The organism is Pseudomonas sp. NFX71 (assembly GCF_048079215.1).
Taxonomy (GTDB): Bacteria; Pseudomonadota; Gammaproteobacteria; order Pseudomonadales; family Pseudomonadaceae; genus Aquipseudomonas; species Aquipseudomonas fluorescens_B.
This window is the reverse complement of the sequence record NZ_CP182230.1, coordinates 5,471,363-5,488,533: the sequence shown is the minus strand read 5'-3', so window position 1 is coordinate 5,488,533 and position 17,171 is coordinate 5,471,363. Positions and strand designations below refer to the sequence as shown.

At 56.2% G+C, this 17,171-nt stretch carries 17 protein-coding genes; 6 read left to right on the top strand and 11 right to left on the bottom strand.

The window, feature by feature from the left end; all coding sequences use genetic code 11:
* Nucleotides 1–17: 17 nt before the first annotated feature.
* From ACM1ZW_RS25560 to ACM1ZW_RS25530, 7 genes are read right to left on the bottom strand one after another with little or no spacing between them, the layout of a single operon-like run.
* Nucleotides 18–731, bottom strand: coding sequence for a nitroreductase (locus ACM1ZW_RS25560; protein ID WP_017338966.1), 714 nt, complete (start codon nt 729–731; stop codon nt 18–20).
* A 7-nt stretch (nt 732–738) separates the two neighbouring features.
* On the bottom strand, nt 739–1,476 hold the full coding sequence (locus ACM1ZW_RS25555) for a FadR/GntR family transcriptional regulator (protein ID WP_050558282.1): 738 nt from the start codon (nt 1,474–1,476) through the stop codon (nt 739–741).
* Between the two features lie 14 nt (nt 1,477–1,490).
* Nucleotides 1,491–3,107: an acyl-CoA synthetase gene (locus ACM1ZW_RS25550; protein WP_416739617.1), complete on the bottom strand. Its 1,617-nt coding sequence runs from the start codon at nt 3,105–3,107 to the stop codon at nt 1,491–1,493.
* Between the two features lie 52 nt (nt 3,108–3,159).
* Nucleotides 3,160–4,347 carry a CaiB/BaiF CoA transferase family protein gene (locus ACM1ZW_RS25545; RefSeq protein WP_031318945.1) on the bottom strand — a complete coding sequence of 396 codons (1,188 nt, stop codon included), beginning with the start codon at nt 4,345–4,347 and terminating at the stop codon, nt 3,160–3,162.
* Nucleotides 4,348–4,361: 14 nt separating this feature from the next.
* A complete protein-coding gene (locus ACM1ZW_RS25540; protein WP_416739616.1) occupies nt 4,362–5,150 on the bottom strand; it encodes an SDR family NAD(P)-dependent oxidoreductase in 789 nt (262 codons plus the stop codon).
* A complete protein-coding gene (locus ACM1ZW_RS25535) occupies nt 5,147–6,322 on the bottom strand; it encodes an acyl-CoA dehydrogenase family protein (protein ID WP_017338961.1) in 1,176 nt (391 codons plus the stop codon). The genes ACM1ZW_RS25540 and ACM1ZW_RS25535 overlap by 4 nt, the downstream gene beginning before the upstream one ends.
* Before the next feature lie 10 nt (nt 6,323–6,332).
* Complete coding sequence (locus ACM1ZW_RS25530) at nt 6,333–7,439, bottom strand: phosphotransferase family protein (RefSeq protein ID WP_017338960.1); 1,107 nt, start codon at nt 7,437–7,439, stop codon at nt 6,333–6,335.
* 147 nt (nt 7,440–7,586) lie between these two features.
* On the opposite strand from ACM1ZW_RS25530, the gene ACM1ZW_RS25525 reads away from it, so the two are divergent.
* From ACM1ZW_RS25525 to ACM1ZW_RS25515, 3 genes are all read left to right on the top strand, one after another.
* Nucleotides 7,587–8,756 (top strand): acetyl-CoA acetyltransferase, encoded by a 1,170-nt coding sequence (locus tag ACM1ZW_RS25525; protein WP_017338959.1) that lies wholly within the window; start codon nt 7,587–7,589, stop codon nt 8,754–8,756.
* Between the two features lie 36 nt (nt 8,757–8,792).
* On the top strand, nt 8,793–9,587 hold the full coding sequence (locus tag ACM1ZW_RS25520; RefSeq protein WP_416739615.1) for an enoyl-CoA hydratase-related protein: 795 nt from the start codon (nt 8,793–8,795) through the stop codon (nt 9,585–9,587).
* A 131-nt stretch (nt 9,588–9,718) separates the two neighbouring features.
* Complete coding sequence (locus tag ACM1ZW_RS25515; protein ID WP_017338957.1) at nt 9,719–10,996, top strand: OprD family porin; 1,278 nt, start codon at nt 9,719–9,721, stop codon at nt 10,994–10,996.
* A 62-nt stretch (nt 10,997–11,058) separates the two neighbouring features.
* On the opposite strand, the gene ACM1ZW_RS25510 is transcribed toward ACM1ZW_RS25515, so the two are convergent.
* Both ACM1ZW_RS25510 and ACM1ZW_RS25505 read right to left on the bottom strand, forming a co-directional pair.
* The gene (locus ACM1ZW_RS25510) at nt 11,059–11,955 is read right to left on the bottom strand and encodes an N-acyl homoserine lactonase family protein (protein WP_017338956.1); all 897 of its coding nucleotides are present in this window, start codon (nt 11,953–11,955) and stop codon (nt 11,059–11,061) included.
* A 37-nt stretch (nt 11,956–11,992) separates the two neighbouring features.
* A complete protein-coding gene (locus ACM1ZW_RS25505; protein ID WP_238588291.1) occupies nt 11,993–12,457 on the bottom strand; it encodes a hypothetical protein in 465 nt (154 codons plus the stop codon).
* A 412-nt stretch (nt 12,458–12,869) separates the two neighbouring features.
* On the opposite strand from ACM1ZW_RS25505, the gene ACM1ZW_RS25500 reads away from it, so the two are divergent.
* The 3 genes from ACM1ZW_RS25500 to ACM1ZW_RS25490 all read left to right on the top strand — a co-directional run bounded on the left by ACM1ZW_RS25500 (nt 12,870) and on the right by ACM1ZW_RS25490 (nt 16,121).
* Nucleotides 12,870–13,757 carry a LysR family transcriptional regulator gene (locus tag ACM1ZW_RS25500; protein ID WP_017338954.1) on the top strand — a complete coding sequence of 296 codons (888 nt, stop codon included), beginning with the start codon at nt 12,870–12,872 and terminating at the stop codon, nt 13,755–13,757.
* Between the two features lie 149 nt (nt 13,758–13,906).
* Nucleotides 13,907–14,473 (top strand): 2,4'-dihydroxyacetophenone dioxygenase family protein, encoded by a 567-nt coding sequence (locus ACM1ZW_RS25495; RefSeq protein ID WP_144425261.1) that lies wholly within the window; start codon nt 13,907–13,909, stop codon nt 14,471–14,473.
* Nucleotides 14,474–14,783: 310 nt separating this feature from the next.
* Nucleotides 14,784–16,121 carry an MFS transporter gene (locus tag ACM1ZW_RS25490; protein WP_414883890.1) on the top strand — a complete coding sequence of 446 codons (1,338 nt, stop codon included), beginning with the start codon at nt 14,784–14,786 and terminating at the stop codon, nt 16,119–16,121.
* Nucleotides 16,122–16,358: 237 nt separating this feature from the next.
* Here ACM1ZW_RS25490 and ACM1ZW_RS25485 read toward each other — a convergent pair whose 3' ends face one another.
* Both ACM1ZW_RS25485 and ACM1ZW_RS25480 read right to left on the bottom strand, forming a co-directional pair.
* The gene (locus ACM1ZW_RS25485) at nt 16,359–16,619 is read right to left on the bottom strand and encodes a DUF2790 domain-containing protein (RefSeq protein WP_414883889.1); all 261 of its coding nucleotides are present in this window, start codon (nt 16,617–16,619) and stop codon (nt 16,359–16,361) included.
* A 95-nt stretch (nt 16,620–16,714) separates the two neighbouring features.
* The gene (locus ACM1ZW_RS25480) at nt 16,715–17,128 is read right to left on the bottom strand and encodes an ester cyclase (RefSeq protein WP_017338950.1); all 414 of its coding nucleotides are present in this window, start codon (nt 17,126–17,128) and stop codon (nt 16,715–16,717) included.
* Nucleotides 17,129–17,171: the final 43 nt, after the last annotated feature.

The window sequence follows — 17,171 nt, the reverse complement described above, 5'->3', positions numbered from 1 at the left end:
GCTCCGGGTTTTGTTGTTCAGTTCAAAGTGACGACGAACTGCGCGAATGCCGATAACGGCGCGCGTTCGGCAATGAAACTGTTTGACGGCGCACTCGGGTCGGCAAAACCAAGCGCCATGCCGCACACTAGCCTCTGGTTGTCATCCAGGCCCAGGCGCCGAGCGATCAGCGTTTCGTATTTGACGAAGGCCTGCTGGGCACAGGTGTCGAGACCATGGGCTTTTGCCGCCAGCATCAGGGTCTGCAGGAACATCCCGTAATCGAGCCAGCGGCCGTTATCGAGATCCCGATCGATGGTAAAGAACAGCCCAACCGGGGCATCGAAAAAAACGAAGTTGCGTGATGTTTGCACACGCATTTTTTGCATTTCATCGCGATTGATATTCACGGCCTGGTACAAGTCCTGAGCGACTTTTCGACGCCGGGAGCGGTACGGTTCGCGCACGTGATGCACTTGCGGGTTTTCGGCGTGCTCCGACTCTGCATTCAGCGCCAGGGCTTGCAGTTCCTGGCCGAGATCGTAGAGCGGGGCGCCTGTCAGTACCCAAACCTGCCAGGGTTGAACATTCGATCCACTTGGTGCGCGGGCTGCCAGTTCCAGAACGTGCTCGACTGTCTCGCGTGGTACCGGCGTGCGCAAAAAAGCGCGTACCGAACGGCGTGACGTGATGGCTTGCCGAGTACTGAGCTGCGGATCGTGAATGTTCATGGAAAAGGCCTTTGTGTTCATGCTGACCTCATCGTTCGGGCATATGCACCGGACTGTTCATGTTCAGGTTCGCCAACTCATAGCCACGTTCGAAGTCCTGAATGTGTTTTTCCATCCAGCCCCGGGCATTGACCGTGTCGTGATCGCGAATGGCCTGGTAAATATGTTCGTGAGCGGTCAATAAGCGCTGACCCGCATTGAGCTGCGACATCACCGTGTAAAAGGGCGGATAAAAAAGCGTGCTCAATGGCGCCCTGGCCATTTGGATCGCCCGGTTGCGTGTTGCCTTGGCCACTAATTCGTGGAACTCGATATCCAGTTCCACCAGGCTTGCACAGTCCTCCAGTGCCTGGCGCGTCGCGGCGAGATTGACCTCGATTGCGGCAAAATCCTCGTCGTTGCCACGTACCGCTGCGGCAGCTGCGGCTGCCGGCTCCAGGGCGTACATCGCTTCCCACAACTCCTCGAACGTCACCTGGTTGAGCACCATGGTGGCGGTGAGGCGCTGGGAGATCTCACCGGAATGCGGGATCGAGGTGATCAACTTGCGTCGCCCCGGTTCGCGTTTGACAAAACCGTTCTGCTCCAGGACCCGGATGGCCTCCCGGATGGTCGAGCGGTTTACGCCCAGTTGTTCCGCCAGCCTGGCTTCAGCCGGCAGGATGTCCCCGGGATTGATTTCCCCGGAGAGGATCTGCTGTTCAATGGTTCGGGCCACCACGCGGAAGCTGGATTCCGTAGAGGTGGTATCAATTGGCAGTGCCATGAATGGGCTGTTCTTCAAGGGTGAGTCTCTTTTTTTTCAAGTGCCCTGAGTGCGCTGCGCTGAATCTTGCCTGTCTGGGTCTTGGGCAGCGCGTCGACGAACTCAATGGCGCGTGGGTATTTATAGGGCGCAGTCATGTGTTTGACATGGTCCTGCAAGTCACTGACAAGTTGATCTTTCGGCGCCATACCGGGGCGCAGCACCACGAACGCCTTGACGATTTCACCGCGTTCCTCGTGGGGCGCGCCAATCACGGCACATTCCAGAACGCCAGGGTGACTGAGCAGGGCATTTTCCACTTCGGTTGGACCGATTCGGTAACCCGCCGAGTTGATGACGTCATCACGTCGGCCACTGTAGAAGAAGTAACCGTCCGCGTCTCGCGCTCCGATATCTCCCGTAATGAACCAACGCCCATCGTCGCCGTCGACGTACGACTCTTGGGTGCGCGCTTCGTCCTTTAAGTAACCGAGCATCAGCAATGGATTAGGAACGCGAATCGCGATATCGCCTTCACTGCCCCAGGGCAGTCGGCGGCCTTGGGCATCGATGATGTCGACGTCGCTACCCGGCATCGGTAGCCCCATCGATCCTTCGCGCGTCGCAACACAGGCAAAGTTTGCCAGGGTCATCAGGGTTTCGGTCTGTCCGTAGGCTTCCATGACCGGGACCCCGGTTTTCTTACGCCATTTCTCTGCCACGCAAGCGTTTAACCGCTCGCCGGCCGATACCGTGTGACGCAGCTGCGACAGGTCGTAGCGGGAGAGATCCTCGTCGACCACGCGAAACAGTTCGGTGCCAGGGGCGCAATAGACGCTGACCTGGTATTTGGCCAACAACGCAAGACGCTGTGCTGGATCGAACGGGCCGTCATAAAAAAAAGTACAGGCACCGGCGCTCCATGGGCCAAACAGGATGGACGTGCCGGCCTTGCTCCAACCTACGTCGGCGGTGCACCAAATCACATCGTTGCGATCCAGATCGAGCCAGTGCCGTGCGGCTTCGCGCCAGGCAAACAGGCTTCGGGTCGGGTGCAGCACACCTTTGGGTTCGCCGGTAGAACCGCTGGTGTAATACAGCACCGCCGGTTCATCGAGGGACAACACCGCGGGCTCGAAGACGCCGTCGGCGTTGATCATCGCGTTCTCGTACGACTCAAAACCCGGTGCGATGCCCAGCGATAACTTGACCGCCACGTCGTTCATCACATCGGCGAACTTTTCGACGTGCTCAGACCTGGCCACCACCGCGCGCACGTCGGCGTGACGGACGCGGTAATTAATATCCTTGCGGGTGAGCATTTCCACGGAAGGAATCGGAATCGCCCCTATCTTGAGGCAGCCGACCATCGCGATCTGCCAATCCGGAATACGCGGCAGCATGATAAGCACTCGATCGCCGCGTCGTATGCCGCGTTGAGTCAACACTGAGGCGAATCGGTCGGTGAGTTGTGATATGTCGGAATACGAGAGGCGGATTTCTTCCCCGGCGGCATTCGCCCAAATCAATGCGGGACCATCGGCTTCGCGAGCGTAACGATCGACCACATCGGTGCCGAAGTTAAACGTCGGCGGAAGTTCCCATTTGAAATCCCGATAGCTCTGATCGTAGTGACTCATATTGCGGGCCATGATTTTTCTCCTCAGGAGTCATTATTGTTTTTCGTCAAAATCACTGGCGGGTTCAGATCACCCGCGATTGTCGAAGCGCATCGATTTGACCGGCGCTGTAGCCGAGGGCGCCGAGTACTGTTTCATTGTGCTCGCCCAGCAATGGAGGCGGGCTTCTGAGGGTACAAGGCGTCAGGGAGTACTTCACCGGGAAGCCCAGTTGTGGAATCACACCTTCCACCGGATGCTCAATGTGTTGAAGCATTTGTCGGTGCCTGGCGTGTGGTGCATCCAGTGCTTCGGCGATGTCCAGTACCGGCCCGACCGGCAGGTCGACGTCATTGAAGGTTTCCACCCAGGCATCGCGGGACTGCCTGGCAAACAGGCTGGCCAGCAATTGCTTTTGCTGCACGCAGCGCTCGCCGGTTGGCCATTGCTCGTTCTCAAGCTCTTCGAGTTGCAGATGCTGGCAAAACCGCAGCCAGAAATGTGCCTCGATCAAGCCCAGCGCGAAGTACTTGCCATCGGCGCAGCGGTAGACGTTGTAGCAGGGCGCCTGGCCAATAAACGGGCGCTCGCCGCCTCGGGGTTCGATGCCGGCGAACAATGAGTCGGCGGCATGCAGGGCCAGCCAGGAAATCGCGCCGTCATGCATCGACACGTCCACCAATTGGCCTTTACCGGTCCGGTGACGGGCATGCAGTGCAGACAGAATGCCGGTGGTCGCCATCAGCGAACCGCCACCGACGTCGGCAATCGACAGGCCCGGCACCATCGGTCCCTCGCCAGCCTTGCCGAACAACTGCAACGCCCCGGCCTGCGCCATATAGTTGAGATCGTGGCCAGCCTTGAGGTGGTCAGGACCGTCCTGGCCGTAGCCGGAAATGGCGCAATAGATAAGCCGTGGATTGATCTCGCTCAACGTCTCGTAAGCCAGACCCAAACGTCGCATCACGCCTGGGCGGAAGCCTTCGATCAACACGTCCGCATCCCGCGCCAGATCCAGCAGGATCTGCTTTCCCTGTTCGCTTTTCAGATTGAGCGTGATGCTTTGTTTGTTACGGTTAAGCAGGAGAAAGGAGCCAGACTCGACCTTGTTCAGCGGGGTAAACGCGCGGTTGTAATCGCCGCTCAGTGGCTGCTCAATCTTGATCACTTCAGCCCCCAGATCGGCCAGGATCTGCGTGCAGAATGCACCGGGCAGCAGGCGGGTCAGGTCGAGAATCTTCAGGCCTTCGAGCGCCATCACAGGAGTGCTCATGGTCTATGCCTCCCTCAGCACGCGGTCCAGCCGCCATCAACGGCCAATGAATGACCGGTGACATACGAGGCTGCCGATGAGGCCAGAAACAGACTGGCGCCGACGATTTCCTGGAGCTCGCCGAAGCGCCCCAACGGCGTGCGATCCATGACTCTGCGACCCAGGACCGGATGCGTGCGCAGGCCTTCGGTCAAGTCGGTGGCGAAGTAGCCGGGTGCAACGGCGTTAACCCGAATGCCTCTTGCTGCCCACTCCAGTGCCAACTGGCGCGTCAGCATCTCGACCCCGCCTTTGGCCGCGCAGTAGGCGGTGGTCTTGGCCAGGCCCACGCGACCGGCCACGGAGGTGATGTTGATGATGGAGCCCTGGCCCGCGTTGAGCATCAATTGGCCGGCATATTTACAGGTGAGGAACACGCCCGTCAGGTTGACGTCGATGATTTGCCGCCACTCCTGCAGCGTGGTGTTTTCCGCAGATTTATACCAGGGATTGATACCGGCGTTGTTCACCAATACGTCAATCCGGCCATAGGTGTCATGCACTGATTTACACAGGGCGGACACGCTGTCTTCATCGGCGATATCGGCCTGGAACGCGGCGGCTTTGCCACCCGCTTCATTGATCTCGCGCACGGCGATGTTCAGTTGTTCAAGGCTGCGCCCTACCAGCACCACTGTGGCACCTTGCTTGGCGAAGCCATCGGCAATGGTTCGCCCCAGGCCTCGGCCACCGCCGGTAATGATCACGACTTTATCGGCGAGGTCGGAAAACACGGCGAACGCGGGTGAGTTTTCACCGTTCATTGGGCCTTCCTCCCCAGGCGACGGGCGATGCTCCAGCGGTGGACTTCGGACGGGCCGTCGTAGATACGGAAAGCCCGCACGTCACGGAAAATCCGCTCGACCTCGGTGTCGGCTGTGACGCCCATGCCACCCAGCACCTGCACGCAACGATCGACGACTCGCCAGATCGCTTCTGACGCATGAACTTTGACCATGCTGCTTTCGGCGCTTGCGCGCTCACCCTGGTCGAGCAGCCAGGCGGTATGCCAGATACTCAGACGGGTGGTGTGCAAATCGATTTCGTTGTCGGCAAGCATGAAGCCGATGCCTTCGTGAGCGATGATGGGCAGGCCAAAGGCTTCACGTTTTTGTGCGTAGACCACGGCAATGTCATGGGCCCTTTGCGCGGCACCCAGCCAGCGCATGCAGTGGGTCAAACGGGCCGGGACCAATCGCACCTGGGCATAGCGAAAACCTTCGCCGACTTCCCCAAGTACATCGGTTCTGGATACGCGCAAGTTATCCAGCACGACTTCGGCATGACCGCCGGTGAAGGACGAATCAAGGGTGTCCAGGGCGCGCTCGATGCGAAATCCCGGGTTAGGCAGATCAACCAGAAACATCGTGGCGCCCACGTCCACGTCATCGACAATCGTGCGGGCCATGATGATGGTGAACGCTGCGCCGTCTGCACCGGTGATCAACCATTTACGGCCATTGATGATGAAGTCGTCGCCATCGTTGATGGCTGTAGTCATCAGCAATGTCGGGTCGGAGCCGGCGCCTGGCGACGGTTCTGTCATGCAAAAGCAGGAGCGCGTCTTGCCTTGCGCCAAGGGCACGAGCCAGCGTTGTTTTTGCTCGGCAGAGGCCACGGTCTGCATCAAATGCATGTTGCCCTCATCCGGCGCTGCACAATTGAGCGCTACAGGCCCGAGCATCGAATAACCCGCAGCTTCGAAAACCACGGCGCGGCCCACATGGGAAAGCCCCAGACCACCCAGATCGCGGTCTACGTGTGGACTTAACAGGCCGGCATCACGAGCCTGGGTGATCAGTTCGCTGCGCAACTCGTCGCTTGGCCCGTGGGCGCTGCGTCGAGGGTCTTTCTCATAGGGAATCACCACCTCCTGAATGAAGGTACAGGTCTTGTCTCGCAATTGAGCGAGCGAATCAGGCAACGTGAAGTCCACGGCGAAATCCTCAGAAAATCTTATTGTTGGAAATATCGAGGGTGAATTCGAAAAGCTCTTCTGCCAGTTGACCGAAGTCGGCGTAACGGGGGTCGCTGGTTTCGCCGACCAAATACCGGCGGTGAAGTTGTTGAAACACAACCGCCAGTTTGAACATGGTGAGCACGCGATAAGACTTGAGGTCGTCAAGACTTTGTCCAGTCAATGCGCTGTAGGTGGTGGCAATGTCTTGCCGGGTGGAAAAGCCCGGTTGCATCGTTGGCATCTGCGCCAAGCGGTGCATGCAGGAAGGGTCGTCGGGCTCGCCCCAGTAACTGAGCAGCGTGGCGAGATCGAACAGGCCGTCACCTTGTGTGCCCATGTCCCAATCGACAATGGCCCTAGGTTGCAATGTCTGCGGGTCGATCAGAATGTTGTCGAGTTTGAAGTCGTTATGCAGCAGCACGGGTTTGCCTGCGATCGGGTCCTTGATGTCGGTTAACCATTGCGCCAGCGCTTGCGCTGGACGGCTCAAGTCACCATTGACCACCCACTGCGCGCGCTTGATCCAGCCCTGCGCAGTGCGTCTGAAAAAGCCTTCCGGCCGCCCGAGGTTTTCCAGCCCGACACTGGCCAGGTCGACGGTATGCAACTGAGCGAGCGTATCGACCAGCATGTTTGATAATTGGTGCCCGGTGGTTTCGCTGGCAGGCAAGGGGTGAACACTGTCGCCTCGCAAAGACAAGCCGGCCCGGTAGTCGATCAAGAGAAACGGCGCGCCAGCGACGCCCGCGTCGGCACAGAAATGATGGCTGCGTGGCGCCAGCGCAAATACGCGCCAGAGTCGGGAAAGAATCCGGTGCTCACGTTGCATGTCATTGGCGCCCGGTGGTAGCGGTCCTGCGGGAGGACGACGCAGCACCATCCAGGTGTGATTGATGCGCACCAGAAAATTCAGGTTGGCCAGTCCGCCCGACAGTTGCCTCGGTGCGTGGCCAGGGTCCATCCGCAAGTTTTGGCTGGCGAGATAGCGCTCAATAGTGACCCAGTCAAGCTCGTGGCTTGCCTCTTTGGGCCTGAGGGCAACACCTTCGGGTAAGCGCTGACGGGCAGCGGGAGTGAATCCGATCTCGACCATAGCTACGTTCATCCGACGTTGAGATTGAATCGATTATTGTCGGACCGAAAATACATCGTCAAGCATTAAAATGAGCTATTGCGGGAATTGAGCGTAACGATTAAGAATATTGTCGGACTGAAAATAGGCTTTGTCGGGGAGGCAGCTATGTTCGGCAATATTATTGGTTGGGCGCATACACCATTCGGCAAGCTTGCGGGCGAGTCGCTGGAATCGTTGATTACTCGGGTGACTCTGGACGCGTTGGCACATGCGCATTTGGAGGCTCGGGATATCGACGAGATTGTCATCGGGCATTTCAACCAGGGTATGGATCCCCAAGGCTCGCCGGCCTCACTGGTCTTGCAGGCCGACAGCGGTTTGCGTTTTACGCCGTCGACAAGGGTGGAAAACGCCTGCGCCACCGGGTCTGCAGCGGTGCGCCAGGCGTCGAGCCTGATCGCGTCGGGCCAGGCGAAAATTGTTTTGGTGGTGGGCGTGGAGAAGATGACGGCTGCCACGGAGGAAGCGGTGCGCCAGGCATTGGTATCCGCCAGTTATGTCGCCGAGGAGGGCGGGGCGCAGGCGTCTTTTGTCGGGTTGTTCGCCGATATTACCCAACAGTACTTCTCCCGTTACGGGGATCAATCTCATGCGCTGGCTTGCATTGCGGCGAAAAACCATCACAACGGGAGCATCAATCCATTGGCTCACTTGCGGAAAAGCCTGGACGTGAGTTTTTGCGGTCAGGAATCCGCAAGCAATCCTTACGTGGTCAAACCTTTACGTCGTACCGATTGTTCGCTGGTGTCGGACGGCGCGGCAGCCCTGGTGTTGGCTTGCGATGACGTCGCGATGCGCAGGGAGCAGCGTATTTCGATACGAGCCCAGGTGCAGGTCAACGATTACCTGCCGATCAGCCGACGCGACATCACGCGTTTCGAAGGTGCTTCCAAGGCGTGGCACAAGGCGTTGAGCATGGCGAGCCTGACGCTCGATGACCTGAACTTCGTCGAGACCCACGATTGTTTCACTATCGCCGAATTGATTGAGTACGAAGCCATGGGCCTGACGCTGCCTGGCCAAGGCGCCAAGGCAATTCTTGAGGGGTTGACGCAGCCTGACGGGCGTTTGCCGGTCAATCTGTCGGGGGGATTGAAAGCCAAAGGTCATCCCATCGGGGCGACCGGTGTCTCAATGCACGTGCTGACCGCCATGCAATTGGCAGGCGAGTCACCTGGCCTGCAACTGACCAACACACCAAGCCTGGGAGGCCTGTTCAACATGGGCGGTGCGGCGGTCGCCAACTACGTCAGCATTCTGGAGCGCACGCGTTAGGCAACGCTGACGAAATAACTGCATCAGGAGAACGATATGCAAGATGAGGTCTGTTTAAGCCACCTGCTTTATGTGCGCGCCAGCCGTAATGCCCGGGTCGGATGGATCACGCTGGACCGTCCCGAAGCGTTGAATGCCTTGAACACGCAGATGATCGCGGAAATTTCCCAGGCATTGGATTGTTTTGAAAAAGATCCTCAGATCGGCTGCGTGGTGTTGACCGGCAGCGCCAAAGCTTTTGCCGCCGGTGCTGACATTCTGGAAACCCGCGACCAGACATTTCCGCAAACCAGCCTTGATAACTTTCTTGGCGAGTGGGACCGGATCGCACGGTGTCGCAAACCGATGATCGCCGCAGTCGCGGGGTACGCACTGGGGGGCGGGTGTGAAGTGGCCATGATGTGCGATTTGATCATTGCGGCGGACAACGCCAGTTTCGCTTTGCCGGAAATTTCCCTTGGCTTGATTCCTGGCGCCGGCGGAACACAGCGACTCTCGCGCTGGGTCGGTAAAGCCAAAGCGATGGACTTGTGCCTGACGGGGCGCCGAATCGGGGCCGAGGAGGCCGAACGAATCGGGCTGGTTTCACGAGTGGTGGCTTCAGGGCAATTACTGATTGAAGTCGGCACGATCGCGCAGAACATTGCCGCGCGCTCTTTGCCCAGTCTGTTGCTGATGAAGGAATGTGTAAACCAGGCGTACGAAACCGGGTTGGGCGAAGGGCTCGGCTATGAGCGACGCGCGTTTCACTCCTTGTTCGCGACACAGGATCAGAAGGAAGGAGCCAGCGCGTTCATTGAGAAACGAGCGCCGATCTTCCAGCATCGCTGATACATAACAAGACATTCGTTTATGCCAATGGGCCGGACTTTTATTCTGGCTTGTCGGTTTTGCGTGTCCGTCATTCGAGTTTGTTTAGTCATTTCCGAAGTCCCCACAACAACAATACAGGTATACAAAACATGACTCCGAAGTTGTTCTCTGTCTCTCTGGCAGGCGCATTGGCCGGGCTGCCGGCGCTGGCACACGCTGATTTCATTGAAGACAGTCACGTCAATTTCAGCACCAAGAATTATTACTTCAATCGCGATTACCGCGACGGTACCGGGCCGTCGAAAGCGGAGGAGTGGGCGCAAAGCTTTATCCTCAAATACCAGTCCGGTTATACCGAAGGGCCGCTTGGTTTCGGCCTCGATGCAATGGGTATGCTCGGGATCAAACTTGACTCGGCACCGGAGCGGTCGGGTACCGGGATTCTGGCGCGCCAGGCTGATTCCGACGATCCGGCCAAGCCCTTCGCCAAACGTGCCGCTGACGAATATTCAAAACTTGGACTGACCGCCAAGGCGCGGTTGTTTGAAAGCAATGAATTGTTCGTGGGCAGTTTGCAACCGTCTGGCATCGCGGTGATACAACCGAACACCAGCCGTGCATTCCCCCAGACATTCGAAGGCCAGCAACTCACCAGCAAGGCCGTGCAAAACATGACCCTCAACCTGGGCCATATCAGTCGGGTCAAGCAACGCGACTCCACGGATTTCGAAAAAATGGGCATCACCAGCCAGTCTGGGCAGTATGCAAGCAGCGCACGCTCGGACGATTTCAAATTCGCGGCAGTCGATTATCTGGTCACTCCGGATCTGCTCGCCAGCCTGCATTACGGTCAACTGCAGGACATCTATCAGCAAGGGTTCGCCGGGTTGAAATACAGCACGCCATGGGGGCCGGGCCGGATCCTGGGTGAAGTTCGATACTTTGACGGCAGTGAAACGGGCGCGGCGCTGGGCGGCAAGGTCGATAACCAAACGCTCAGTACCAATCTGGGGTACTCCCTCAATGGCCATACCATCAGCGGTGGCTATCAGAAATTGTGGGGCGATACCGCCTATCCGTTGATCGACGGCACGATCAGCTACCTTTTCACTGAACTACAGGTCAGTAACTTCTCGCGCGCCCAGGAACGTTCATGGCGCGCGCGTTACGACTATAACTTTGCTGCAGCGGGCATACCGGGCCTGACGTTGACCACCCTATACGTACGTGGCGACCAGGCTAATGTGATCAACATGAGCCAGGAGGGTAAAGAGTGGGAACGCGACACCTACATCACGTACGTGGTGCAGGACGGACCGTTGAAAAACGTCGGTGTGCAATGGCTCAATGCGACCCAGCGCTCTAACTACACGCGCGACACAGACGAAAATCGCTTGATATTCAGCTACACCCTGGCGCTGAAGTAACCCCATGCCAGAAACGCAAAAGCCGTCGCAAGACGGCTTTTGCAAGACTCAACACCCGAGGGTCAGACGCGGGAAGTTTCCCCTTCAGCCAGGCAGACTTGCATGATCCGCAGGTTTTTATCGGTGACACGGGTAGGGAATACCTCGCTCAACCGATCCTCGTGCACCGGGATCACCCGTTTGGCCTCGTAATCCACGGCCTTGAGCATTTCCTCGGTGGCAAGCACAAGATTGGTATTGCTGTTCTGCGCCAGCCCGACGGGCCGGTATTCCAATGTCCCGGTGATATCACCTTGGTCTATTTTCGGGTTGGCCAGCATATTGTCGTACACGTACACCAAGTCTCCGGCCAACACCCAACTGTTGTGTGAACTGGAGGCCAGATCATTGCGTACGTGAACCCACATGCAGCCGAATGTATGGCTGTCGAACGCGACGCGCAGATCGATACCCGGTGCTACGTCCTCTATCTCACCTTCCACGCAGATAAGGCGGCCCTGGCGCGCCAGATCGACCGCTCGCAAAATGTCCGAAGGATCGAGTCCGGTGCGGGTCCAGTTCAGACGGTCCGGAAGCGCCATGGCCCAGATCCACTTCGACAGCTCCCGCTCCTGAAGATAAAACCGTGCATTGGGAAAGGCATCGGTGTTGCCGAAATGATCAAAGTGAGCATGAGTCACAAACACCGTATCGACCTCTTCAGGCGTGACATTGCACTCGGCCAGAACGTCCCGTGGCGAGTGCCAGTCGCCAACCCCAAATTGCTTGGCCAATGCCTGGCCGTAATCGCGATGGTTGTAACCGACGTCCACCATGATCGTGCGGCCATTACCTTTGATCAGCACATAGCAATAGGGCAATTTGCGGGTCCCTTCATTATGTACGCCGTATTTGATGCCGCTGACCGGAAAGTTCGGAATATTGGCAAATTCGAGAATCCAGATCGAATAGGGGGACATGACAGCCTCTTTTATGAGTGTTTGAATGAAAGCGATATCAATGCTGCGAACAGCAAAAACAGGCGTTTTGCAGATCGACAGGCATAAGCCCCAACTGTGCATTGGATGCGCAGCGCAGCATGGCATTGGTGTTATTGAGTCCCTTCAGTAAGGCCGGTGTGCGCTCCCTGAGTACTGCACCATTACTGATGTTTCGCTGCAGTTCTCGGGCGATGTGCAACAAACTGCTGGCCGTGTGCGACAAGTGGTTGAAATGCGCTGACGCCATCACCGGGATATTGAGATTGCCCAGCAGATCCATAACTTCGATCAGATCCTGTTCCGGCGTGCGCGCCAGTTGAGCGTAAGTACTGAAGCCATTATCGGCTTGCCCAAGAATCAACAGCCCGGCGATTTGTGCTATCACCCGATTGAGCTTTGCATAGGGGCGTTCGATCAGCGCTACATAGTGATTGAGTTCATCTTTGGTATGGATGACCGGACGAACCGCCGACTCGGTCATGGACTCGACTTCCGCGCTGAAGGGAGCCAGCCGGCCATCCATGCAATCCTGGCTGAACGACAACGTATAAGGCGTAGCCAGGGAACGTGGCGTATTGGACATGTGGGGTCTCTCTTATTGTCTTTGGCATTTCTGCGTTTTGAGTATTTGAGTGACCAATGCCCTTGGCAAACGAATAAATCAGATTGCAGCCAGTGGTTAAGCCAATAAATCCTGGCCTGTCTGCCAGTCTTTATTTCGCCACCTATGAATTGGCACCGCTGTGACCAAAATTCACAGCCGGTGTGAAATCTTGAGGATATTCAGCCTTTCAGAGATGTAATAGTTTAAGCACCATGATCCCCAAGCCCCGGTCATTGACCGGCTGACAACTGATAAAAACGGGAGGTGAGATCTGGACAACTATTCGCAAATGCTCGCCTTCATACGCGCAGCCGAGCACGGCAGTTTTTCCGCGGCGGCCCGGGCAAGCCATCTGACGCCCTCGGCAGTAAGCAAGCTGATTTCACGGCTGGAAGAACGCTTGCAAGTGCGTTTGTTTGTTCGAAGTTCCAGAGCATTGCTACTGACGGAAGAGGGAGCGGTCTATCTGAAAAGTGCCTTGGCGGTCGTTGATGCCATGAGCGAGGCTGACTCATTAGCCGAACGTCTGCCCACCCGGGTCAGCGGCATGTTGCGCGTGCATACGATGACCACTTTTGCAAAGCACCAGATCCTGCCGTGGCTGCCACAGTTTCTGGAAACCTATCCGTTACTCGATCTTGATATTCAATTGGGGGCGCAATACCTCGATCTGTTTGAGCAAGGTGTCGATGTCGCCATTCACAGCGGTTTTTTACCCAGTTCATCGAGGGTTGCCCGTCGCTTGAACGACAACGAATGGATTATCTGTGCCTCGCCGCAGTATCTGGCTAATCACGCGCCATTACTTCATCCGCAGGATTTGCTGGCCCACCAATGTTTTGGCTTTGACTTCGAAAGCCAATGGAGCGCGTGGTCATTTCAGGAAAACGGGCGCTTGTTCAAAGTGCCGTTTCGCAGTCGCTCTTCGTTCGGTCAGGGTGACCTGCTACGAGATTTGGCGTTACAGGGAGCGGGCATCGTCAAGCTCGCGGGATTTCATATTGGTGAAGATATTCGCCATGGGCGGCTGGTACCGCTGTTGCCAGAGTTCTATACCGGTGAAAAAGAATCGGTGAGCCTGATATATGCGAATCGAAAATATTTAAGTCCGCGGATAAAAGTGTTTATTGATTTTCTCAGCGATCGAGTGAAAGACCAGCGCTGGACGATAACCTGACGCACGGCGAAAAGTTAAGTTGATCTTTTTTGAGTGCGCTCCTATTGGGTGCGCTCATTGGGGGAGTTCGCATGTTAAATGCAAACTTTATGATGTTTGCGATAGCGATATCGTATTTGCTAAATGCTTGACCGTGAGGTGATCTGAAAATGACTGCACAAGAAACAAGTTTGGCTAGACCCGTGATGACGGCCGCGCGTGGCGATCAATCCAAAGTGCCTTATCAGTTTGATCAACCGGCAGGAATGCCGGCGGATTTTTTGCTGCCAGGCGCACTGAATCTTGACTGTGACGAACGAGAGTGGGTGCCACAAGCTGAAGGCGTATGGTTTCGTCCGTTGATCCTGAGTTTGTCGGGCGGCTACTTCGTCAATCTGACCCGCGTGCGTCGTGCCGGTGTTCTTTCCCGTCACCGACATGGTGGGCCGGTGCATGCGATTACCCTGCGCGGCCATTGGCATTATCTTGAACACGAATGGGTCGCTACCGAGGGCAGCTATGCCTTCGAACCACCAGGAGAGACCCATACATTGGTTGTGCCGGAAGACGTGACCGAAATGATCACGCTGTTTCACGTGACCGGCAACTACGTCTATGTCGATCCTTACGGCAAGGCGCTGGACTATGAGGACGTATACACCAAACTGGAAAGTGCCCGTCGTCATTACGAATCCGTCGGGTTGGGTGCTGATTACGCCGACCAGTTCATTCGCTGATCCGACTTGAAAAATAACGGTTAAGAAAAGTTCCAAAGCGTTAATTGGCATCGGATTGAAAGTCTCGATGACGGCATCGCGTTATCCGGTGATTACAGTGTCGAGTTAATACGAACACTTTGCGAACAATCTGGCCCGGCCGCGAGCTTAAAATGAATTGACGTTTATTCATTTTGTTCGCGGCTTGTACGTATTCGAACTTCCATGGATCTGGATGCACTTGCCCAACCGCTTTGACTGCAAAAGAGACAAACATTCATCAACGTAACTCTTCCGCATCCAATAACAATAGCAGCAGGAGATTCAATCCATGCATTCCACACCCTCCAACGCTAATGGCGTTGCGCCGCAGATCGATGATAACGATCCCGTCTATCGCAAGATTGCCTGGCGGCTGATGCCCTTTTTGTTCATTTGTTATGTGTTCGCCTACCTGGACAGGGTTAACGTTGGCTTTGCCGCGCTGCATATGAAAGCAGACCTGAACTTTACCGACGCCGTATACGGAATGGGCGCCGGAATTTTCTTTTTTGGCTACATCTGCTGCGAGATCCCCAGCAACCTGCTGATGAAACGCCTCGGTGCACGCATCACCATTGCCCGCATCATGATCGGTTGGGGCTTTGTCTCTTGCTGCACCATGCTGGTCCAAAGCCCAACTTCGTTTTATCTGATGCGCTTACTGCTGGGGGCATTCGAAGCTGGCTTTGCCCCTGGGGTACTGCTGTACCTGACTTTTTGGTTTCCTCCGGCTCGAAGGGCGCAGATGGCCGCCATTTTCCTTTGCGGTTCGGCCATCGCTGGCGTAGCAGGAGCGCCCTTGTCAGGGATGATTCTCGACGTATTCCAGGGCACGGCCGGGCTGCAAGGCTGGCAATGGTTGTTTGTCATTGAGGGCATTCCTTCGATTGTGTTGGGGGTCTTGGCGCTGTGGTTGCTGTCTGATGGTCCCGCCACCTGCAGGTGGTTGCGAGCCGATGAAAAAGTCAAAGTGATCGGTCATCTGGCCAGTTTCCAGCCAGCGCGTGATGACGGCTTTATCGGCGCGTTGCGCGGGCCAACTATCCATCTTATCGCCATAACCTGGTTCACCATTGTTTGTGGGCACAACGCGGTGAATTTCTGGATGCCCATGATGCTGCGTGAAGCCGGCTTGACCACGGGGACTGAAATCGGCCTGTGGGCGATGGTGCCTTACAGCATCACCACGATTGGCATGATCCTTATCTCCCGGCATTCCGATCGACGTTTGGAGCGCCGCGCGCATATTTCAGTGTGCTCATTAATGGCTGCCATCGGTTTCGGGATGTTGCCTTTTGTGCAAGGTAATTTTGGCTTGAGTATTGTCGGGCTGACCTTGGCTGCACTCGGCGTGTTTTCGGCGATGCCGATAATCCTCGCCATGCCCATGAGTTACTTGCCGGCTGGCGCCGCGCCCGGTGGCATTGCTTACGTGAATACCGTTGGCATGGTGGGCGGTTTTGTGGGGCCTTACTTGATGGGAGCCATCAAAACAGCTACCGGAAGTTTTGCCTATGGGCTCTACGCCGTCACCGGATTATTGCTGCTTGGGATTTTGATCATGATGTGCATGGTGCGTACCCCGCGCATCGAACCGGTTCTTGGTGCGCAAGTACCGGCAGTATAAAACTGCGGGTTCAAACAGGATTGAACGATAAAATCGCTGAGCTGTGCTCGGCGATTTTTTTGTGCTTGTGTCCCTCGGAACATCGCGGTCACTTTGAGTTTCGGACACAATGCGGTTCCATATAGCCATCGAATGGAAAGGAATGAGGGGGATGTCGAAGAAGGGGGGGAAGGGTGCTTGCTTTCTTGTTCTTGTTTCTGCAAGCGAGTAGGAGTTCATTCAGGTAGCGAGGTGATTTCAGCCGCTTGCAGCTGCACAGTCCGACGACAGAACGATGTATTCAAGACCTTTGAGACGGCCTTCGGAGTCGCGATAAATCATGGTGACCGGTGATGCGTTGCATTTGTCTGCCGGCGTCGTAGTGGAGATGACGCTGGCGATATCCAATTGCATTCCATAGTGGTATTGCTCAACTTTTATCGGACCCTCATTGTGCTCCTGTTGAGCCATGACAGAAAAAGCACAGACGAGCGTCATCCACGGAAGATAATTCTTCATTAACGTATCCTCATTGGTAAATGACTCCCTCAACTTTGTTGCGTGGACAAGAGCGGAGGGAGTTTTCGAGACAAAAGTGCCGTCGTGTGACGACCTTATAGAGCCATCAAGTCGCGATGGACTTCGAGCGAGTTACGCTCAACCCAGTTATGCGCCAGCAAGCCGTCTGGACGAACCTCCCAAACCGCGGTACCGAGCATTTCAAAAGGTGTGCGGCATGAACGACCGCCAATGAACCCCTGGTTTCTTCCAGCGAGTTTCCAGCGCGAAGCCACTCGAGTACCTTCATGATTTTGAAAGGTTTCGATACTGCCAAACGTGAAGTCTTCAATCTTCGACAGGAAAACTCCAATCCACTCAATAAAGGCTTCACGTCCGACAATATCGACACCGCCCGACGTGATAATGAAGTCTTCTGCAACAAAGCGTGCGGCGGCTTGCGGGTCTCTCGCCTGCCAGACTTCACGCCAGAAGCTTTCAACAATTTCTACAGCTTTATTGTCTGCCATCTTGGGTTCCTCGGTTTTTTGGGGCCTTACAGCCCGCTTCAGT